Genomic DNA, 20,027 nt, shown 5'->3' with positions numbered 1-20,027 from the left:
CTAGGTTTCCCACCAATCTTTCGGGGGTTTTCAGGGTGATTTTTGCCTGAAATCTTACAATCCCCTAAATAAAGTCACTGAAGCTTTAAAATCCCTAGGAAATTCACACCTCCAAATCAGGTTAAAATTAGTGGAAATTGACCTAACTTGCTAATTTTTCCCAATACGGCCACAAAATCTTCCGGATAGTTTTATCACAAGAATTTTTCTTGTGCCTAAATTTCTAGCCGGTTGAGAAAAAGTCACAGTGCGTAAATATCTTGAATATTATTCCCAACTTATCTAACAATAGCCTGTGCCTTAATCGTTGAAATCTCGGTTCTACAGCCACAAATCGCTTAAAACAAGCTAGCTATACCCCACAAGGCCTGTGCCTTTTCTGCGTTAATAATAAGCAAGTAGGCACAAGCCCCAATTTCTCCATATCCGGTAGTGTCTATAATCCGAGAAATCTTAAGCAAGTAGGCACAAGCCCCAATTTCTCCCCATCCGGCAGTGCCTACAGTCCCGGAAAACTTAAGCAAGTAGGCACAAGCCCCAATTTCTCCCCATCCGGCAGTGCCTATAATCCCCAAAAACTTAAGCAAGTAGGCACACTATGCCCGCCCGTTCGCCACCTAAATTCCCCCAATTTCTCCACATTCCCCCTTTTCATTTCAAAAATCTTATGTTATTATGAATTTAGAATATATGCGAATAATTTAATATTAAACGAAAACAAGCTTAACACGTATAGTTAGGGGACACTAGAAAGATACGTAGGTGGAGAATATGGAGAAGAAGAGTTTTCAAGCTAAATCGTTAGTAGGATTGGTGATGGCTACTATTTATTTGTCATGTGTGCTATTATCGTGTCTTACTTTTTTTGATGTAGCGAACGCAAAAACAAAGGCCTATGGTGCAAATTCTGTTATTGCATATGGTCATGTTACCGATGGTGTAACAAATCTAAGGTTTAGATCATCTATGGATACTAGTAATACAAGCAATGTTATTACTAAAGTCAATGGTGGTAAAACCATGGATATTTATGGAACAGAGTCAGATTCAAGCAACTATGAATGGTTATATGTTGCTATGAATATCAATGATTCATACACATATGGATATATTGCTGCAGAGTATGTAACAATCGATTCCTATGTGGAGAATTCTACTCAAACTACTGATGAAAGTTTCGAAGACTATCTAACACGTCAAGGATTTCCAGAAAGTTACAAATCCGCATTAAGACAATTACATGCAAAATATCCTAATTGGGTATTTATTGCAGACAAGACAGGTGTTGATTGGAATACACTTCTTGCCAATGAAAATGTAAAGGGAAGAAGTTTGATTTATTCTTCAGCAGCAAGTTCTTGGAAGTCAACGGCAGAAGGTTGTTATGACTGGAATACTGGTACATATGTGGAACTTGATAGTGGCGGATGGGTTCAGGCCTCACCTGACCTTGTGGCATATGCCCTAGATCCTAGAAATTTCTTAACAAGTAATTACATTTTCATGTTTGAGAAATTATCATACAATTCAGTTTTACAAACATCTTCAGGTTTATCAAGCATTATATCAGGAACCTTTATGGAAAATTCAAGCCATGATTTATCCTTTGAAGGAGTTTCCTATAATTATAATGACGCCCTATTTTTAGCGGCAAGAAGATCAGGTGTAAGCCCATATCATTTAGCTTCTAGAATAATTCAGGAACAGGGAACACAAGGAACTGGTTCAAGTATTTCTGGAAACGTTAGCGGATATGGTGGACTATACAATTACTATAATCAAGGCGCTTATAAGACAAGTAGCGCAAGTGCAGTGGTTAACGGACTTATTTACGCTAATAGATCAGATTCAGCAAGTCTTAGACCTTGGAACTCAAGAATGAAATCAATTGTTGGTGGAGCCATTATACTTGGCAAAAATTATATCAATAAGGGACAGGATACTATTTACTATGAAAAATTTGATGTAACTAATTTCTATCATCAGTATATGACAAATATTCTTGGAGCTAGGTCTGAAGCGGTGACCGCAAGTAAGGCATATACAGATACTATGAAGCAGAATACTAGCCTAGTTTTTGAAATTCCTGTTTATGAAAATATGCCTGAGTCAATCTGTGATTGTCCAGTTGGTAGCGGTAGCGTAAATAACAAGTTAAGCTCCCTTTCAGTTTCAGGTCAGAGCCTAACACCAAGCTTTAATAAGGACACTACAAGCTATTCTGTAATCGTGCCAAACAACGTAGCAAGCGTTGATATTAGTGCACAGGCCATAGATTCAGGAGCAGCAGTAAGTGGAACAGGCACAGTTAGTTTATCTGAAGGAGAGAACAATTTTACAATAAATGTAAGGGCTCAAAACGGAAGTGTAAGGTCTTATTACATAAAGATTGTAAGAGAATCTAGTCAAAGCTCAGGAAGCATCGGAGATACAAGTTATAAAACGAGCCTATCCATAAGTAATAGTCGAGTATCGGGAATAGGCATTGGCTCTGATGTTGGAAGTGTGTTAGAAAATGTATCTATAACCGGCGGTTATGGAAAAATTTGTGATAAAAATGGCAACGAGAAGACGGGTAGAGTTGCCACTGGGGACAAATTAAACATTTATGATAACAACGGAAATATCAAGACTTCACTTTGCGTTGTGATTTATGGAGACATTAACGGTGATGGAGTTGTTGATTTGCTTGATATAGTAAGGCTTAAGAAGTACATAGTAGGCAGCATTAGTTTAGACAGTGAGTACTTAGAGGCCGCAGATGCTAATAGAAATGGAAGCTCAGACATATTAGATATTGTTGCTATTAAGAAACACATTACTGGTAGCAAGTATATCGTAGAGTAGCTTCTGCATAATGCAAAACTAGAGGGCTTAAAAACGAGGGGAGAATAAAAATGAGAAAGAGAGAAGGACATACTAGATTATTAAGCACAATAATTGCTTTTTTACTTGTCTTTGTAAGTATATTTGCTGGGCAGAATTTAAAGGATATTAAGGCAGCGCAAACTGCCAACATATCCATTAGTTCAGCCTCAGCCACAGTAGGGGAGAGCGTAACTGTGACATTGACCATTAGTGCAAGTTCTGAGGTTTATGCCACACAGCTCTATCTTTCCTACGACACAAACATTTTGCAATATGTTTCAGGCTCCGCAGATACTAGCGGCGCTGGAACTCTTGGCTTAGTTAATACAGACACTTTCACAAGCAAGAGCTTTAACTTCACCTTTAAGATTGTGGGAGTTGGAACTTCAAGCGTGTCAGTTACTGGAAATACAAGACTTATTGATGGCAACGAAGAGGATATGACAGTTTCAAGCTCAAAGGGCAGTGTTACAGGAAAGGCCGCAGCTAATTATTCATCAGATAACACACTAAAATCTTTAAAGATTAGCCCTGGCGTGCTTTCGCCTGCATTTTCATCATCCACAACTTATTACACCACTAGCGTGGATGCAGATGTGGAAACTTTAGTGGTTAATGCTGTTGCAAATGATGCAAATGCCACAGTTTCAGTAAAATACGCAAACCTAGACATGGGCGCTAATGAGACCTATGTAGTAGTTACAGCGCAAAACGGTGACACAAAGACTTACACAATTGCAACTACAAGAGGGGATGCAACGGAAACTGAAAACACAACTGAGGAGGAAAGCCAGTCAGAGACCGAGGAAATTGTTGAAAGGGAAGTGTCAATTGACGGCACAATTCAGCTCTATGATGCAAACTACTTTGTGGCAAGCGATGCAGCGGATGTTTCAAAGGCAGAGGCTAAGGGCATGGTTTCAAAGGCTTATAAGTGGTATTTTTATCTATCACTCTTTTGCCTAGCAGTGGTGCTACTTGCAGCAATCATTATCATTAGCATTCTAAGCGTGAGATTATCAAAGCTTGGTGCTAATAAAGACGAATCTGAAGAAGATGAGCCTAGTGAAGCGGCCGAGTCTAGTGAAATGGCTGAGCCTAGTAAAGTGGCCGAACCTAGTGAAGAAGATGAGCCTAGTGAAGAAATCGAATTAACAGAAATCGACAAAGATGAAAAATAAAAAAGTTTCCATCAAAGCCGCATAAATACTGAATTAATTTTATAAAAAAATAAAAGGAAACTGTTTTTATAAAAGCAGTTTCTTTTTTATTTAAAATCATTTATAATCAGCTTAGGGACAAGGGTAGACAATAATTTGAGGCATGTAAAGCGGACATTCGGAATCCGCTTCGCTACTACCTCATGTTTGTCTTAATGGAGGTTTTATATGGGTTTAGAAAATATTACAAAGAAAATACCGCTTAATAATGACTGGCAATTTACTAAAAATTACAGTGATGAGCTTTTAGATAGGGACTGTAATCTAGAATTAGAGACAGTTAGAATTCCACATACAGTAGTAGAGACTCCTTTTAATTATTTTGATGAGTCGGTTTATCAGATGCTTAGTGGTTACCGTAAGGTTTTTAGTGCTAAGAAGGAATGGAAAGATAGAAGAGTTAGCCTTAATTTTGCTGGGGCAGGACATAGAGCAAGCGTCTATTTAAACGGTAAATTAATCGGTGAGAACAATTGCGGCTACACTGCATTTTCCTATGACATAACAGATTATCTTGATTACGAGAAGGACAATATCTTAGTAGTAAAACTGGATTCAAGGGAGAGCTTAAACATCCCGCCTTTTGGCTATGTTATTGACTACATGACTTACGGCGGAATTTATAGAGAGGTCTATCTTGAAGTGACAGACAAGCTCTTTATTGAGGATGTTTATTTAAAGCCAGAGATTGTGGGTGAGATTGAATTTTTAACGGAAGCCCTTAAACAACAAGAAAAGTTTAAGGCTAGCAAAGCCAAGGCAAGACTAGGTTTTGAGACAGTTATAAAGAATTCAAGTAAGACAAATGATGTCTCTTTTTTACATAGCACAATTCTTAGATATGAGATCTTTGATGGGGAAAGGCTTTTGAATAAAAAGGACATGAGCCTTTTAGAAACACTTGATGGCGCTTTCCTTATGGATGCTAAAAAAGAGGGTGCAAGCCTAAAGGAATCTCTTGAACTAGACAATATCAATGTCTGGGATGTGACAAATCCTAAGCTTTATAAGGTTAGAGTTAGCCTCCTTGATAAGGACTATGTGCGAGATTTTAAAGAGTATAAGATTGGCTTTAAGAAGGCAGAATTTAGAGATACAGGCTTTTATCTTAATGGCAGAAAGTTAAGAATTAGAGGCCTTAACAGACATCAAAGCTATCCATACGTGGGCTATGCCATGCCAGATAGCATGCAAAGACTTGATGCCAAGATTTTAAGAAAAGAGCTAGGAGTTAACACAGTTCGTACCTCTCATTATCCTCAGTCAAAGGCCTTTATTGAGCAGTGTGACGAACTAGGACTTCTTGTATTTACTGAGATTCCAGGTTGGCAGCACATTGGAGATGAAGACTGGAAGGCTCAGGCAGTGGAAAATGTAAGAAACATGGTGCTTCAGTATCGAAATTATACTTCTATCATTCTTTGGGGCGTGCGAATTAATGAATCCGTGGATGATGACGAGCTTTATACAAAGACTAATAAGCTAGCAAGAGAGCTGGATTCTACAAGAGCAACTGCAGGTGTTAGATATTTAAAGAAGAGTTCTTTCCTTGAGGATGTTTACACTTATAACGACTTCCTCCACGATGGCACTAACGACGGTGTGGATGCCAAGAAGAAGGTGACTTCTGACATGTCAAAGGCCTACATGATTAGTGAGTTTAACGGCCACATGTTTCCAACAAAGTCCTATGACTGCGAGGAGCATAGACTAGACCATGCCCTTAGACACGCTAAGGTCTTGAATGATTTTTATAAAAATGAAGACATTGCCGGAGCTATTGGCTGGTGTATGTTTGATTACAATACTCATAAGGACTTTGGAAGTGGCGATAGAATTTGCTATCACGGAGTTTTAGATATGTTTAGAAATCCAAAGATGGCAGCTTACGTCTATGCTTCAGTGCAGGGTGTAAATCCTGTGCTTGAGATAAGTTCCTCTTTTGATATTGGTGAGCATCCAGCAGGCATGAGAGGTAACACCTACATTTTCACAAACTGTGACAGTGTAAAAATGTATAAAAACGACATTTTTATTAAGGAATACACTCACAAGGATTCAGAATATAAGAATTTGAAAAATGGCCCAATCCTTGTAGATGACTACATTGGTGACGCTTTCATTACTGGAGAAAATTTATCTAAAAAGCAAAGTGATAGCTTAAAGAAATGCTTTAATTATGTGGCAAGATTTGGTATGAATCACATGCCAAAGGAGATTTATCTTGAGGGCATAAAGCTAATTACAATTTATCATCTTAATTATGCTAAGCTTTACGAACTCTATCAGAAGTACGTTGGCAACTGGGGTGGAGAGTCTACTAAGTTTAGATTTGATGGTTATAAGAATGGTGAGCTTGTAATTTCAAGGACAAAATCTACAGCTACAAAGCTTCACCTTGAACTAGATGTTTCAAGCACAGAATTAGTGGATGACGAAACTTATGATGTGGCTGAAATTAGAGTGATGGTAAAGGATGAGAATGGCAATCAGGCAGTGTTCTTTAATGACAATCTTCCAATAACAATTAAGGGAGAAGGTCTTGAAATAATTGGACCTGAAAGTGTAAAGATTCTTGGTGGTATGGGTGGAACTTACCTAAAGACCACAGGAATTAAGGGAAAGACAGAAGTTACAATAAATATGCCATATGGCTGGGATAAGGATTCTAAGACGGTAGAATTTAGCATTTCCTAATAAAAAACTACTCTTATTGATTTATCCAATAAGAGTAGCTTATATTTTTGTAAAAAATTTACCAACCTTAGTCATCCACCTCAGGTAATTTCACATTATCGGCCTGTTCCTCGTATTCCTTAGCAATGTCATTATAGTTGCTAGCCATTTCATCATCCCCATCTTCTTCTGCTTCAAGGGCTAGTTTTTTATAACATCTTGAAAGAGAGTAGCGTGGGGTATCGGTGCAGGCATGGATATCAATAATGCTTGCAGTTTCATTGGCAGCATTTATAAACCAAAGAATGGCCTGCTCGTAATCTAGATTATCCTCATAGTAGTAGCCAAGCTCAAGACAGGTCTCTGCACTTGGGTTGTCACAAAGCTCTAAGGATACTAGCTTGAAGAAATTATCAAAATCATTTTCAAGCCTATAGACATGTATTAGCGCCACGCGGATGTACTTTAGAGTGTCCTCTTTATAGTAGTTAGAGCGTGACATTTTCTCCAAATAAGGATGAGCCTTTAGAAAATCCTGACGGTCACCGGAAATAAATAGCTCCTTAATAAACATGCAAAGGGCATAGTCAAGGAAGGTAACCCCAGAATCTAGGGATTTGTAGTAAATGTCAAAATCCCTTTTGGAATGATTAGATATAGGCCTATGACTAATGCTTATGTCACTATCAAAAATTACAGGATCAAGGCGCACTGTCTCATGGATTGGCGAAATCCAAGTAAACTGTCGAATGCGCTTATAAAGCTTTGCCCTGCGCTCAGTTTTAAAGTTATAGCTGGTGTTGTATTTTGAGTCGTTGACATAAAGGAAGGTGACCATCTCGATTTCTGGCATCATAACCTCCTTAAGCTTTAATAGCATTTCAAGATTGTCAGGGGTTAGGACCTCATCCGCATCTGCGCTAAAAATGTAGTCACAACTACATTTTGAAAAGGCAAAATTTCTAGCAGCACTAAAGTCGTTGACCCACTTAAAATCATAGATTTTATCAGTATATTCTAGAGCAATTTCCTTTGTAGCGTCTGTGGAACCAGTGTCTACCACGACGATTTCGTCAAAGGCAGGCTTGTAGGAATCAAGACATTCTCTAAGGCATTTCTCTTCATTTTTCACGATTAAACATAGACTAAATGTTGTCATAAAAGACCTCCGAAGAATATTCAGCTTTGTTTACATTTTCTATACTAATTTTATAACAAATATAGAAATTTAACAATATGATTATGTGCTATAATGGTCTAAAACTAGTATGTTAGTATATGTAAATTTGACTTAGAAGATTGGAAATTACTATGTATGTTATTGTAAAAAATGTTCTTAGAATATCAGTAAGAAATCTGGTGGAATTTTTGTGCACCAGTGGAGATATAGACAAGCGAAGTACAGGAATATCAGACGTTCATGCCATGCAGGAGGGCGCAAGAATCCATAGGAAAATTCAGCATGCCGCAGGTTCTGCATATCACGCAGAAGTCCCTCTTAAGATGGAGTTTAATCAGGTGACAAATTTTGGAAATCCTTATGTCATTCAGATTGAGGGAAGAGCAGACGGCATTATTGCTGATATTGTAGAGGATGAGGAGGGCAATAAAACTCCCCTAGGTCCTGTTACTGTGGATGAAATTAAGACTATGCAGTCAGGCATTACAAAACTAAAGGAGCCCGTTTATGTTCATAAGGCACAGGCCATGGTCTATGCTTATATTTATGCTACAAAAAATGAGCTAGATTCCATAACAGTTCAGATGACTTACTGCAATCCAGAGACAGAATTTACAAAAAAATTCGTGGAGGAATATACTTACGAGGACCTTTCTAGCTGGTTTAATAAGCTTTTATTAGATTTTAAAAAATGGACAGACTTCCTTTTAGATGAAAGAGCAAGACGAAATGAATCCATTAGAAATTTATCTTTTCCTTTTGAATATCGCGAGGGTCAAAAGGCCATAATTTCTAGTGTCTATAGAACTATAACAAGTAAAGAGCATATGTATATTCAGGCACCGACAGGTGTTGGTAAGACTATTTCTACAGTTTATCCTTCTGTTCAGGCTATGGGGCGAGACTATATTGATAAGATTTTTTATCTCACTTCTAAGACTATAACTAGAACGGTAGCAGAGGATACCTTTGAGATATTAAGAAATAAGGGCCTTTCCTTTAGGGCAATTACTTTAACTGCTAAGGAAAAGATTTGTCCACTTGATGAGTGCGAATGTAACCCTCAGGTTTGTCCTTATGCTAAGGGGCATTATGACAGAGTTAATATGGCAGTTTATGACATGATTACTCATGAGAAAACCATAACTAGAGATGTGGTTTTACAATATGCTAAGGAGCAGACGGTATGTCCTTTTGAAATGGAACTAGATGCAAGCTACTGGTGTGATGGCATAATTTGTGATTATAACTACGTTTTTGATCCAGATGCTTGCCTTAAGAGATACTTTGCAGAGGGCAATAAGGGGGATTACTGCATCCTTGTGGATGAGGCCCACAACCTAGTGGATAGGGCTAGAGATATGTATAGTGCAAGGCTAATTAAAGAGGACTTCTTAGAGGTTAAAAAGCTACTAAAGGATCCTTCTGAGAAAAAAATTGTGTCTGCTATTAATAAATGTAACAAGGAACTTATTGAGTTAAAGAAAGAGGCCAAGTCCTTTAAAAAGCTAATTTCCTTTGGAAAGTTTAGTTTAGCCCTAGAGCGTCTTGGAGGTGTTCTTATGAAATATTTAGAGCGTCAAAAGGGCAAGCCAGTTTACCCAGAACTACTGGATTTTTACTTTGATATTAGACATTTCCTAGCTATGGAGGATATTGCCGATGAAAAATATGTGCGTTACGTGGAGGAGGATGAAAGGGGAAATTTTGTAATAAATTTATCTTGCATTGACCCTTCAGGAAACATAAGCACTAGACTAGGTCAGGTAAAAAGCGCAATTTTCTTTTCTGCAACCCTACTTCCAATTAATTATTACAAGGAAATGATTACAGGAAAAGTGTCTGATAAGGCGATTTATGCTAACTCTCCATTTGATAAGGATAAGAAGAGAGTTATTGTTGCAAGGGATGTAAGTAGCAGATATTCTAGAAGAAATGAGACAGAGTATCGAAAGATTTGCAGCTATATTGATGGTATGGTTAAGGCAAAACCCGGCAAGTACATGGTTTTCTTCCCATCCTTTGCCTTTATGGAAAAGGTTTATGACCTCTACACTAATTACTATCTTAATCCCTTTGACCCTGAGGTTAATGTAATTATGCAGTCTAGCAAGATGTCTGAAATTGAGAGAGAAGAATTTTTAAAAAATTTCACATCTAAGGAAGACTCCCTTTTAAACGTTACATTTGCCTTCTCCTTAGAAGACGGGAAACTAAGTGATGCTCTTAAAGTGGATGATAAATTTGATAGGGCTAATTTAAAGCGAGACATTAAGTCTTTAGTAGGCTTTTGCGTCCTTGGAGGTATATTTTCAGAAGGAATTGACCTAAAAGAGGACAGCCTTATTGGAACCGCCATTGTAGGTACGGGAATTCCTATGATTTGCAGGTCTAGAGACATTATTAAGGACTACTTTAACGACAACAAGAAGGATGGCTATTCCTATGCTTATGTCTATCCTGGTATGAATAAGGTCTTGCAGGCAGCAGGCAGGGTTATTAGAACCGCCGATGATGAGGGGGTTATTTTACTTCTTGATGACAGATTCCTAACCCCTGAGTACGAGGCCCTTTTCCCAAGGGAGTGGGACAAGGTTTATCCTATAAACAAGGATTATTTGGAAAATGTTGTAAAGGACTTCTGGGGCATTAAATAGTTAAAAAATTAGATTATCGTCTATTGTGATAAAATATAAAATATGTTATCATTGTTATAGATTATGGCGTGAAAAAATCTATAGAGACAAGAAAATGATTCTAATGCGAGGAGTTCACATGGAAGATACAGAATTTGAAAAGCTTATTGGGCAATACATCAAGCGTAAGGCCGACAGAAATGAGTGGATGGCACTTGGTTTTGATGAATTCCAATGTATGGAAATTAATAGGGGTTTGGAAAATGGAGTAGATGTATCGATTTATTGCAATCCGGAATTTAACGCGGCTAGCATGAAATCTCTTAGACTAGGTCTTGAAGAAGGGATGGATGTTCGCCCTTTTGCTGCGCCTGAGTTTGACTACATGCAAATGGAGGAAATAAAGGAAGCAATTAGAGCAGGAATCGATATTGAAGATGTGTGTAATCCACATTACTCGAATTCAGTTATTAGAGAAATTCGTCTAGCTAGAAAGATTGGTTATGACATTTCTAGGTTTGCAAAATCTGGCTATTCTGGCGAGGTTTTAAGGCAGATTAGAATGGCAAAGAAAGACGATTTAGATATTGATTTTTTTGTAAAGGACAATTACGATGCCTTTCAGCTTAACGAACTGCGATTAGGTATAAAGTCTTGCGTAGATGTGACGAAATATATGCTGCATGAATACACTGGCGAGCAAATGGAGCAGTTAAGAATAGGCCTTGAAAATGGTATCGATATCGAAGTTTATAATCAGTTAGGGTTCTCATCCGGCCAAATGAAGGAAATTAGGCTGGGTCTTGAAGCGGGAATAGATGTTGCATCTTATGCTGATCCTTTTTATGATGCAGTTACCATGAGGGAAAAAAGAGAACAATTAGAGCGAGGAGATTCTAAAGAAGAACCTACTCTTAATGATTTGCAAAGTCAAGAAATACTACTTGGACTTACTAGTGGTGTGGACGTCAGTTTATATGCGGATGCAAGATATAGCTTTAAACAGATGGAAGCCATTAGATTGCGTTTAGAAAGAGGCGAGGATGCTTCAGATCTTTTGATTTATGCAAATTAGTTTTCTTATAACCTTTAGTGTGTATGTAAAGGGGGTGAGCAGGTGGACGATACAATTGAAAATGTAGAGAATGGTAAAGATATTCAAATACAGTTATCAGACGATAGAATGGAGGCTGCAATTCAATTATCTAAGCCTGACTCAAAAGAAAGCGATTATACCCGCGATGAGGTTTTAAATAAGCTTGCGGAAGTGGGTATAAAAACTGGAATTGACGAGGAAAAGATACTTGAAATTGTAAGCCAAAAACAATTTGGACAATTTTTCATAATCGCAACAGGTAGACCTGTGGAAGCCGGCGAAGATGGTTTTTATGACTATTTCTTTGATGTAGATATGGCTGGAAATGGCGGTAGCAAGCCTACTATTAGAGAGGATGGATCAATAGATTTCTTTAGTAACACTCTTTTTGTAAAGGTTAAGGAAGGAGATTTGCTATGTAAATATCACGAGCCAACAAAGGGTAACTTTGGCTTTGATGTTTTAGGTAAGTTACTAGTTCCAAAGCCTGGAAAACCAGCACCAAGAATTAGAGGCAAGGGCTTTATAGTTTCTGAGGATGGCCTCGATTACTACGCTGCAAAGACGGGTAAGGTTGAATTTAGAAACTATGATTTAAATATTAGTGATGTCCTTGATATTAGCGGAGATGTGGACTTAAGCGTTGGTAATATTGACTTTGACGGGGATATTAATATTTCCGGTGGAGTAAGATCTGGTGTTAATATTAATGCCATGGGAAATATTTATATTAGCGGCTTTGTTGAGGGTGCTAATATTAAGTCTAAGAAGGACATTATAATTAAGGATGGCTGTAATACTAAGGGAATTGGTAAGATCGTGGCAGATGGCTGTGTTCAGGCTAGATTCTTTGAAAATACATTTGTATTTTGTAAGGGTGACATAAAGGCAGATTACATTCTTAATTCCACAGCCGTAGCTTATGGAAAGGTCTATGTTTCAGGTAACAGAGGCTCTATTATTGGTGGTGATGTCACAGGAGTTTTAGGCGTTGAGATGGAGGAATGCGGACACGAGACTAATGCTAAGACTGTTGTTAGAGTTGGCGCCACTAAGGAAATTAGGCATGAATATGCGGAATGCATTATGAAAATAAAAGAGATAGATTCAGCTATAGATACCTTTGATCAGGCCCTTGAAAAGATTGCTCTTTTAAAGGAAGCTGAATCAGACAAATATAATAAGGATATGGAGACTAGAATTTTCCAATCTAAGATTGTAAAGAAAGCGGAGAAGTCAAAGGCAGAGGCGAGAAGTAAAGAGCTCTTTTCAATGATTAGAGAGTCGGAAAGATCAGTGGTTAAGATAGAGAAGAACTGTTATCCGGGCTGTCGAATTATTATGGATGATAAGAGTTATATTCCAACTACCGTTTTTGAACACATTTTAGTAAAGAAATCGCAAAATGCTATTAAGTTAATAGATTATGATGATGATTGATAGTAAGGCGTGTTTTGTAACATTTTTACATGAATAACTTTAGAAATTTAGAAAACCACTAGTTGAGAATGCTAGTGGTTTTTTTTAAGGCCTAAAAGTAGTATTATTATAGATGTAAAAAATGAAATCTGAAGGAGTTATGATGATTGAGAACATAGTATCTATCGAGCTTCCGGTGCATGAAAAGCTTGTAATTAAGAAGAGACGTCTACAGCCTGAAGGGCTTAGTAAAAAGGAGCTATCAAAGCTTCCTAGATTCTCTTTAGTTACTGGAATTCATGGGGATGAGCTTGATGGACAGTATATTATTTTTGAATTAATAAGACATATTAAAATGCATGAGGACAAACTAAAGGGTATCATTGACATTTACCCATGTGTTAATCCTTTAGGACTTGATAGTGGATACCGCGGAATTCCTATGTTTGACCTAGACATGAATAGGGTGTTTCCTGGTATGAGTAATGGCGCTTTTGCAGAATATGCAGCTGCAAATCTAGTTAATGACATTATAGGGTCTGACATGTGCCTTGATATTCACTCAAGTAATAAATTCGTAAAGGAAATGTTACAGGTCCGTCTAAATGATGATAACGAGGAGAAGTTACTTCCTTTCGCAAAGTCACTAAATGCTGACTTTGTCTGGGTTTATTCTTCCCTTCCGGTAAGAGAGGCAACCCTTTCTTATTCCTTAAATCATCTTGGGGTGCCAACTATGGTAGTTGAGATGGGCGTTGGTAATAGAATTAGTAAGAGCTACTGTAAGCAGCTTTTTGAAGGTGTACTAAACTTACTTAAGCAAGTAGGTGTCTGGGATGGGGATACTAAGCCGGTTAAGGAACCTATTGTTTCTAAAGAGGGTGAGGTTACCTTTATTAGTGCTCTAGAATCTGGACTTTTTGTGCCTAATATGGAAAATCTTGGAGAGATTTCTATTGGCAGTCACATAGGAGATATTATTGAACCTATTGAAGGACGCATTTTACAGCATTTAGAGTCGCCGGTGGATGGAATTATATTTACTATTAGAGAGCATCCGGTAGTTTATAAGGGTGCGCTACTTTGCAGAATTTATCATAAGGATTAGGAAAAATTAATGGTTAAAGAAACAGTTTTTAGCTTAAAAGGCTTATATCGTGAAGATTTTAAAATCGAGGCTTATCGTTTCGGACAGGGAGAGAAATCTGCGGCCATTGTAGGGGCTCTTCGTGGAAATGAAATGCAGCAGCTCTACATTTGCTCACAGCTTATTAAGACTTTAAAGTACTTAGAGGCTCACGGGGCAATTACTCACAATCATGAAATTGTTGTGATTCCAAGCGCTAACAGCTTTTCCATGAACATCGAGAAGAGATTTTGGGCTATTGATAATCAGGATATAAATAGACAGTTCCCAGGAGATGAAACTGGGGATACTACAAAGCAGATTGCAGCTGCTATTTTTAATAGAGTAAAGGGTTATAGTTATGGCATTCAGTTTGCCTCTTTTTACATGCCGGGAGATTTTATTCCTCATGTAAGACTTATGGATACTGGCCATCAAAATGCATCTCTTGCCAACCTTTTTGGCCTTCCTTATGTAATTATTCGAAAGCCAAAGCCTATGGATACAGTAACTCTAAATTATAATTGGCAAATGCAGGGCACGAACGCATTTTCAATATACACTAATAGCACTGACTTAATTGATGAAACTTCGGCAAGACAGGCAGTTTCCTCTGTGCTTAGATTCTTAACTAGAATGGGTATTTTAAAATATAATAACCATTCCGGTTTTATTGCTAGTATCACTAATGAAGAGGATTTAATGGCTGTAAAGTCTGAGACTGCAGGCTTTTATAAAAGACTTAAAAATCCAGGAGATTTCTGCTCTCATGAGGAGGTCATAGCACAAATTCTTGACCCACACGAAGGGGAAATAAAGGCAGAAATTAAGTCTCCTACAGAGGGCATCGTATTCTTTGCCCACACAGCTCCTATGGTTTTAGGGGATGAGGTAGTTTATAAAATTCTTAGAAGAATGCATGAATAGATGTTTGAGTTTTATCGACTTTGATTGTGTGTGTGAAACTTAAAAAAATAATCTTTTTTTGCCTAGTTAATGAATTGATTTACTTATTTTGCTGTGTTAAAATTGAGACCTGTTGAGTGTATTCTCAACGGGTCTTTTTTGGTAGCGTTTACCTTTAGAGGCGAGGAATGATTTATTAAATATTTAGGAGGACGACATGAGCAACGTTAAACGTGTTTTTGTTGAAAAGAAGAAGGATTTTGCGATGAACGCGAAGTCGCTTGAGAATGAGATTATTGGCTATCTAGGTATTAAAACTGTTAGCAATGTCAGGGTTTTAATACGATATGATGTGGAAAACCTATCCGAGGAAACTTATAAGAAGGCGTTAACAACAGTATTTTCTGAGCCTCCTGTAGACAATGTTTATGAAGGCACATTTACTAAAAACGATGATGATTTTGTATTTTCTGTAGAATATTTACCAGGTCAGTTTGATCAGAGAGCTGATTCTGCCGAACAGTGCGTTAAGTTCTTTAACGAAAATGAAACTCCAGTTATTAAAACAGCAACTACCTATGTTATTTCAGGTAAGTTAACAGAAGAAGAAAAGGAAAAGATTAAGGAAAACTGCATAAATCCAGTAGATTCTAGAGAAGCTCTTGAAACAGTTCCAGAGACTTTAGTTACTGAGTTTAAGACTCCAGCTGACGTTAAGATTTTTGACGGCTTTACAGCTATGAATGAGGCAGATTTAAAGGATCTTTATGATTCCCTTGGTCTTGCTATGACATTTAATGACTTTAAGTTCATTCAGGAACATTTCGCTGCAGAAGAGAAGCGTGACCCATCAATGACTGAAATCAGAGTACTTGATACATACTGGTCAGATCACTGTCGTCACACAACATTTGCTACAGAATTAAAGGATATTAAGTTTGACGAGGGTAAGTACAAGGCTCCAATCGAAGCTACATTTAAGAAGTACTTAGCTGATAGAGAATCTGTTTATGCAGGTCGCAAGGATAAGTTTATCTGCCTTATGGATCTTGGTACACTTGCTGCTAAGAAGCTTAAGAAGATGGGCTTACTTGATGATCAGGAAGAATCAGAAGAAATTAATGCTTGTTCAATTGTTGTCCCAGTTGAAATAGATGGAAAGACAGAAGAATGGTTAGTAAACTTCAAGAATGAAACTCATAACCATCCTACTGAAATTGAGCCATTTGGTGGTGCTGCAACATGTCTTGGTGGTGCAATTCGTGATCCACTTTCAGGACGTACTTACGTTTACCAAGCTATGAGAATTACAGGTGCTGCAGATCCTACAGTTCCAGTATCTGAGACAATGCATGGTAAGCTTCCACAAAGAAAGTTAGTTACAGGTGCTGCTCATGGTTATTCTTCATACGGTAACCAGATTGGTCTTGCAACAGGTTATGTTAAGGAATTATATCATCCAGATTACGTAGCTAAGAGAATGGAAATCGGTGCTGTTATGGCCGCTGCTCCAAGAGCTGCAGTTAAGAGAGAAAGTTCAGATCCAGGAGATATCATTATCTTACTTGGTGGTAGAACAGGACGTGATGGCTGTGGTGGTGCTACAGGTTCATCTAAGGTTCATACAGAGAAGTCTATTGAAGAGTGTGGCGCAGAAGTTCAGAAGGGTAATGCACCTACTGAAAGAAAGATGCAGAGACTCTTTAGAAGACCAGAAGTTACAAAGCTTATTAAGAAGTGTAACGACTTTGGTGCCGGCGGTGTTTCAGTTGCTATTGGTGAATTAGCTGATGGTTTAAGAGTTGATCTTGATAAGGTTCCAAAGAAGTATGAAGGTCTTGATGGTACAGAACTTTCAATTTCAGAATCACAGGAAAGAATGGCTGTTGTAGTTGATCCTAAGGATGTTAAGGAATTCTTAGCTTATTCAGCAGAAGAAAACTTAGAGGCTATTGAAGTTGCTGTTGTTACAGAGGAACCTAGACTTGTACTTACATGGAGAGGTAAGGATATCGTTAATATTTCAAGAGCTTTCCTTGATACTAACGGTGCTCATCAGGAAACTTGCGTAGAAGTTGAGATGCCTGTTGAAGAAGAAAATGTATTAACTCCAGTAGAAGTTGAAGATGTTAGAGCTAGCTGGCTTAAGGTTTTAGGTGACTTAAATGAATGCTCTCAGAAGGGTCTTGTAGAAAGATTTGACTCTTCAATCGGTGCAGGTACAGTAACAATGCCTTACGGTGGTAAGTATCAGCTTACAGAAACTCAGGCTATGGTTGCTAAGTTACCAGTTCTTAAGGGTAAGTGCGATACAGTAACAATGATGTCTTATGGTTTTAATCCATTCCTTTCAAAGTGGAGCCCATACCATGGCGCAATGTATGCTGTAGTTGATTCAGTTGCTAAGATCGTTGCAACTGGTGGTGATTATAAGAAGATTAGATTTACATTCCAGGAATACTTTAGAAGAATGAGCGAAGATCCTAAGAGATGGAGTCAGCCTTTTGCAGCACTTCTTGGTGCTTACGAGGCTCAGATGGAATTCGGTCTTCCATCAATTGGTGGTAAGGATAGTATGTCAGGTACATTTGAAGATATCGATGTTCCACCAACACTTTGTTCTTTCGCTATTGATATTGCTAAGGAATCAGACATTGTCACTCCTGAATTAAAGGCAGCAGGTAATGTCTTAGTTAGATTTGATATTGCTAAGGATCAGTATGATCTTCCTAACTTTACACAGCTTAAGGAGATGTATTCAGCTATCCATGAGCTTACATTATCAAAGGCTATTGTTTCAGCTTATGTTCTTGATGCTAAGGGTCTTGTACCAGCAGTATCTAAGATGGCATTTGGTAACAAGTTAGGTGTTAGCTTAGATGAGAATTTAGCTAAGAAGGATTTATTCTCTCCAAGCTATGGCTGCATCGTTGCAGAAGTTCCTGCAGATAGATTAGCTGATATTAAGGTTGCTTACACTAAGGTTGGTGAGGTAACTGCTGAAGCTAAGTTTACATATAAGAACGTTTCAATCAATCTTGAAGAAGCTCTTAGCGTTTGGTCTGACACACTTGAGTCAGTATTCCCAACAAAGGCTTCTAAGGAAACAGATAAGATTGAGGCTATTAGCTACGACGCTAAGGAAATTCATATTTGCAAGAATAAGGTTGCTAAGCCAACAGTATTCATCCCTGTATTCCCAGGTACAAACTGTGAATATGATTCAGCTAGAGCTTTTGAAAATGCTGGCGCAAACACAATCGTTAAGGTATTTAAGAACTTAGATGCTGCAAGCATCAGAGAATCTGTTGATGAATTTAGCAAGGCTATTTCACAGTCACAGATCATTATGTTCCCAGGTGGTTTCTCAGCTGGTGATGAACCAGATGGTTCTGCTAAGTTCTTTGCTACAGCATTTAGAAATGAAAAGATGAAGGAAGAAGTTACAAAGCTTCTTAACGAAAGAGATGGCTTAGCTCTTGGTATCTGTAATGGTTTCCAGGCTCTTATTAAGCTTGGTTTAGTACCAAACGGTGAAATTACAGGTCAGGATTCTAACTCACCAACTCTTACATATAACACAATTAACCGTCATATCTCTAAGATGGCATACATCAGAGTTGCATCTAATAAGAGCCCATGGCTTGCAGGCGCTAAGCTTGGTGGCGTTTATACAAACCCAGCTTCACACGGTGAAGGTAGATTTGTAGCTCCTAAGGAATGGCTTGATAAGCTTATTGCTAACGGACAGGTTGCAACACAGTACTGTGACTTAGAAGGAAATGTATCAATGGATGAAGAGTGGAACATCAACGGTTCTTACATGGCTATTGAAGGTATTACATCTCCAGATGGTCGTTGCTTGGGTAAGATGGCTCACTCAGAAAGACGTGGCGATTCAGTTGCTATTAACATCTATGGCGAACAGGATCTTAAGATCTTCGAATCAGGTGTTAAGTATTTTATGTAGCGACTTCGTAGAAGTCGCTATGTAGGTGCTCGCTACGCGAAGCGTCTATAATGCGAGCACTTCCCCCAATGTAGTAATTTCATAGAAGTGTAAAAATATGAATTAACTTCCCACCATTTACTAATAGATATTTGTATCTTATTAGTAAATGGTGGGCTTTTTTATTGACATTTATAGTCATTAAGGGTATCATCACTAACGTGAGTTAGTTATCACAAACTATAAATATAGAAGGTGATTTTATGGGATCAGCAATAGTTGTTGTTATTCTTTTAGCAGTTGTAGCATTTGCCCTAGTTCAATCAAGAAAGCATATGAAGGGTGAAGGCGGATGCTGTGGCGGAGGCCAGGAAGAGCTTGCAGCTGAGGAAAGAAAGAAATTAGACAATCCAGTAATTGGAAGAAAGACTTTATCGATAGAAGGTATGCACTGTGATCATTGTAAGAATAGTGTTGAACGTTCTATTAATAGATTAGAAGGTGCATCGGCAGTAGTTGATTTAAAGAAGAATATTGCCCTTGTAGATTACGACAGAGAACTAGATGATGCAGCATTAAAGATAGCTGTTGAAAGACTAGATTTTAAATTACTCTCAATTAAAGATGAAAAGTTGCCTTAAAAGGCTTGTTTTCCTAATACTATTATAAACAATAGTATTGGGAAAAGCCCTTGACAAGTGGGTTAGACTATGCTAACTTATAATTAAGTTAGCGATAGCTAACTAAAAAGGATTTTTTATTCGGGTTATTAAGTAACCCGTTATTTTAAACACATTGGTTAGATTGGTCTAACGCAAGTGAGATGTGTTAAACTTATAGCTATAAGGGGATATGATAATAGAACACTATTTAACTTGACTTAAGTTAGATTAATGGGCGCTAGATTGAGGAGGTAATCATGAGCGTTGTAATTATTGGTGGTAATGAGTG

The 20,027-nt window shown here is 37.9% G+C and carries 11 protein-coding genes; 10 read left to right on the top strand and 1 reads right to left on the bottom strand.

The genetic code is table 11. From position 1 onward, the window contains the following. Positions 1-771: 771 nt before the first annotated feature. From QVA17_RS10460 to QVA17_RS10450, 3 genes are all read left to right on the top strand, one after another. Positions 772-2,847 (top strand): dockerin type I domain-containing protein, encoded by a 2,076-nt coding sequence (locus QVA17_RS10460; protein WP_287388765.1) that lies wholly within the window; start codon positions 772-774, stop codon positions 2,845-2,847. Positions 2,848-2,897: 50 nt separating this feature from the next. Continuing rightward, a complete protein-coding gene (locus QVA17_RS10455; protein ID WP_287388763.1) occupies positions 2,898-4,049 on the top strand; it encodes a cadherin-like beta sandwich domain-containing protein in 1,152 nt (383 codons plus the stop codon). A gap of 207 nt (positions 4,050-4,256) precedes the next feature. Continuing rightward, entirely contained in the window at positions 4,257-6,785 is a 2,529-nt protein-coding gene (locus QVA17_RS10450) for a glycoside hydrolase family 2 protein (RefSeq protein ID WP_287388761.1), read from the top strand. 67 nt (positions 6,786-6,852) lie between these two features. Here QVA17_RS10450 and QVA17_RS10445 read toward each other — a convergent pair whose 3' ends face one another. Then, positions 6,853-7,923, bottom strand: coding sequence for a glycosyltransferase family 2 protein (locus QVA17_RS10445; RefSeq protein WP_027430359.1), 1,071 nt, complete (start codon positions 7,921-7,923; stop codon positions 6,853-6,855). Between the two features lie 152 nt (positions 7,924-8,075). Between QVA17_RS10445 and QVA17_RS10440 the strand changes: the two genes are divergently transcribed. The 7 genes from QVA17_RS10440 (at position 8,076) to QVA17_RS10410 (ending at position 19,717) form a co-directional block, all read left to right on the top strand. Then, a complete protein-coding gene (locus tag QVA17_RS10440; protein WP_287388759.1) occupies positions 8,076-10,601 on the top strand; it encodes an ATP-dependent DNA helicase in 2,526 nt (841 codons plus the stop codon). Between the two features lie 118 nt (positions 10,602-10,719). Beyond that, positions 10,720-11,655, top strand: coding sequence for a hypothetical protein (locus QVA17_RS10435; protein ID WP_027430361.1), 936 nt, complete (start codon positions 10,720-10,722; stop codon positions 11,653-11,655). 42 nt (positions 11,656-11,697) lie between these two features. Further along, entirely contained in the window at positions 11,698-13,116 is a 1,419-nt protein-coding gene (locus QVA17_RS10430; RefSeq protein ID WP_287388756.1) for a DUF342 domain-containing protein, read from the top strand. Between the two features lie 121 nt (positions 13,117-13,237). Next, the gene (locus QVA17_RS10425; RefSeq protein WP_330361961.1) at positions 13,238-14,203 is read left to right on the top strand and encodes a M14 family metallopeptidase; all 966 of its coding nucleotides are present in this window, start codon (positions 13,238-13,240) and stop codon (positions 14,201-14,203) included. A 9-nt stretch (positions 14,204-14,212) separates the two neighbouring features. Next, entirely contained in the window at positions 14,213-15,148 is a 936-nt protein-coding gene (locus tag QVA17_RS10420) for a M14 family metallopeptidase (protein WP_027430364.1), read from the top strand. A 196-nt stretch (positions 15,149-15,344) separates the two neighbouring features. Next, entirely contained in the window at positions 15,345-19,097 is a 3,753-nt protein-coding gene (locus QVA17_RS10415) for a phosphoribosylformylglycinamidine synthase (RefSeq protein WP_287388753.1), read from the top strand. A 242-nt stretch (positions 19,098-19,339) separates the two neighbouring features. Further along, on the top strand, positions 19,340-19,717 hold the full coding sequence (locus QVA17_RS10410; RefSeq protein ID WP_287388751.1) for a heavy-metal-associated domain-containing protein: 378 nt from the start codon (positions 19,340-19,342) through the stop codon (positions 19,715-19,717). Positions 19,718-20,027: the final 310 nt, after the last annotated feature.

Source organism: Lachnospira sp. (assembly GCF_016290755.1).
Classification (GTDB): Bacteria; Bacillota; Clostridia; order Lachnospirales; family Lachnospiraceae; genus Lachnospira; species Lachnospira multipara.
The sequence above is the reverse complement of the archived record's forward strand: the minus strand, read 5'-3'. Positions and strand labels throughout refer to the sequence as shown.

Excerpts from the sequence above, each read along its gene's own strand:
- QVA17_RS10435 (WP_027430361.1), top strand. The coding sequence starts at position 10,720 with ATGGAAGATACAGAATTTGAAAAGCTTATTGGGCAATACATCAAGCGT.
- QVA17_RS10410 (WP_287388751.1), top strand. The coding sequence starts at position 19,340 with ATGGGATCAGCAATAGTTGTTGTTATTCTTTTAGCAGTTGTAGCATTT.
- QVA17_RS10460 (WP_287388765.1), top strand. The coding sequence starts at position 772 with ATGGAGAAGAAGAGTTTTCAAGCTAAATCGTTAGTAGGATTGGTGATG.
- QVA17_RS10415 (WP_287388753.1), top strand. The coding sequence starts at position 15,345 with ATGAGCAACGTTAAACGTGTTTTTGTTGAAAAGAAGAAGGATTTTGCG.
- QVA17_RS10450 (WP_287388761.1), top strand. The coding sequence starts at position 4,257 with ATGGGTTTAGAAAATATTACAAAGAAAATACCGCTTAATAATGACTGG.
- QVA17_RS10440 (WP_287388759.1), top strand. The coding sequence starts at position 8,076 with ATGTATGTTATTGTAAAAAATGTTCTTAGAATATCAGTAAGAAATCTG.
- QVA17_RS10445 (WP_027430359.1), bottom strand. The coding sequence starts at position 7,923 with ATGACAACATTTAGTCTATGTTTAATCGTGAAAAATGAAGAGAAATGC.
- QVA17_RS10425 (WP_330361961.1), top strand. The coding sequence starts at position 13,238 with ATGAAATCTGAAGGAGTTATGATGATTGAGAACATAGTATCTATCGAG.
- QVA17_RS10455 (WP_287388763.1), top strand. The coding sequence starts at position 2,898 with ATGAGAAAGAGAGAAGGACATACTAGATTATTAAGCACAATAATTGCT.
- QVA17_RS10420 (WP_027430364.1), top strand. The coding sequence starts at position 14,213 with ATGGTTAAAGAAACAGTTTTTAGCTTAAAAGGCTTATATCGTGAAGAT.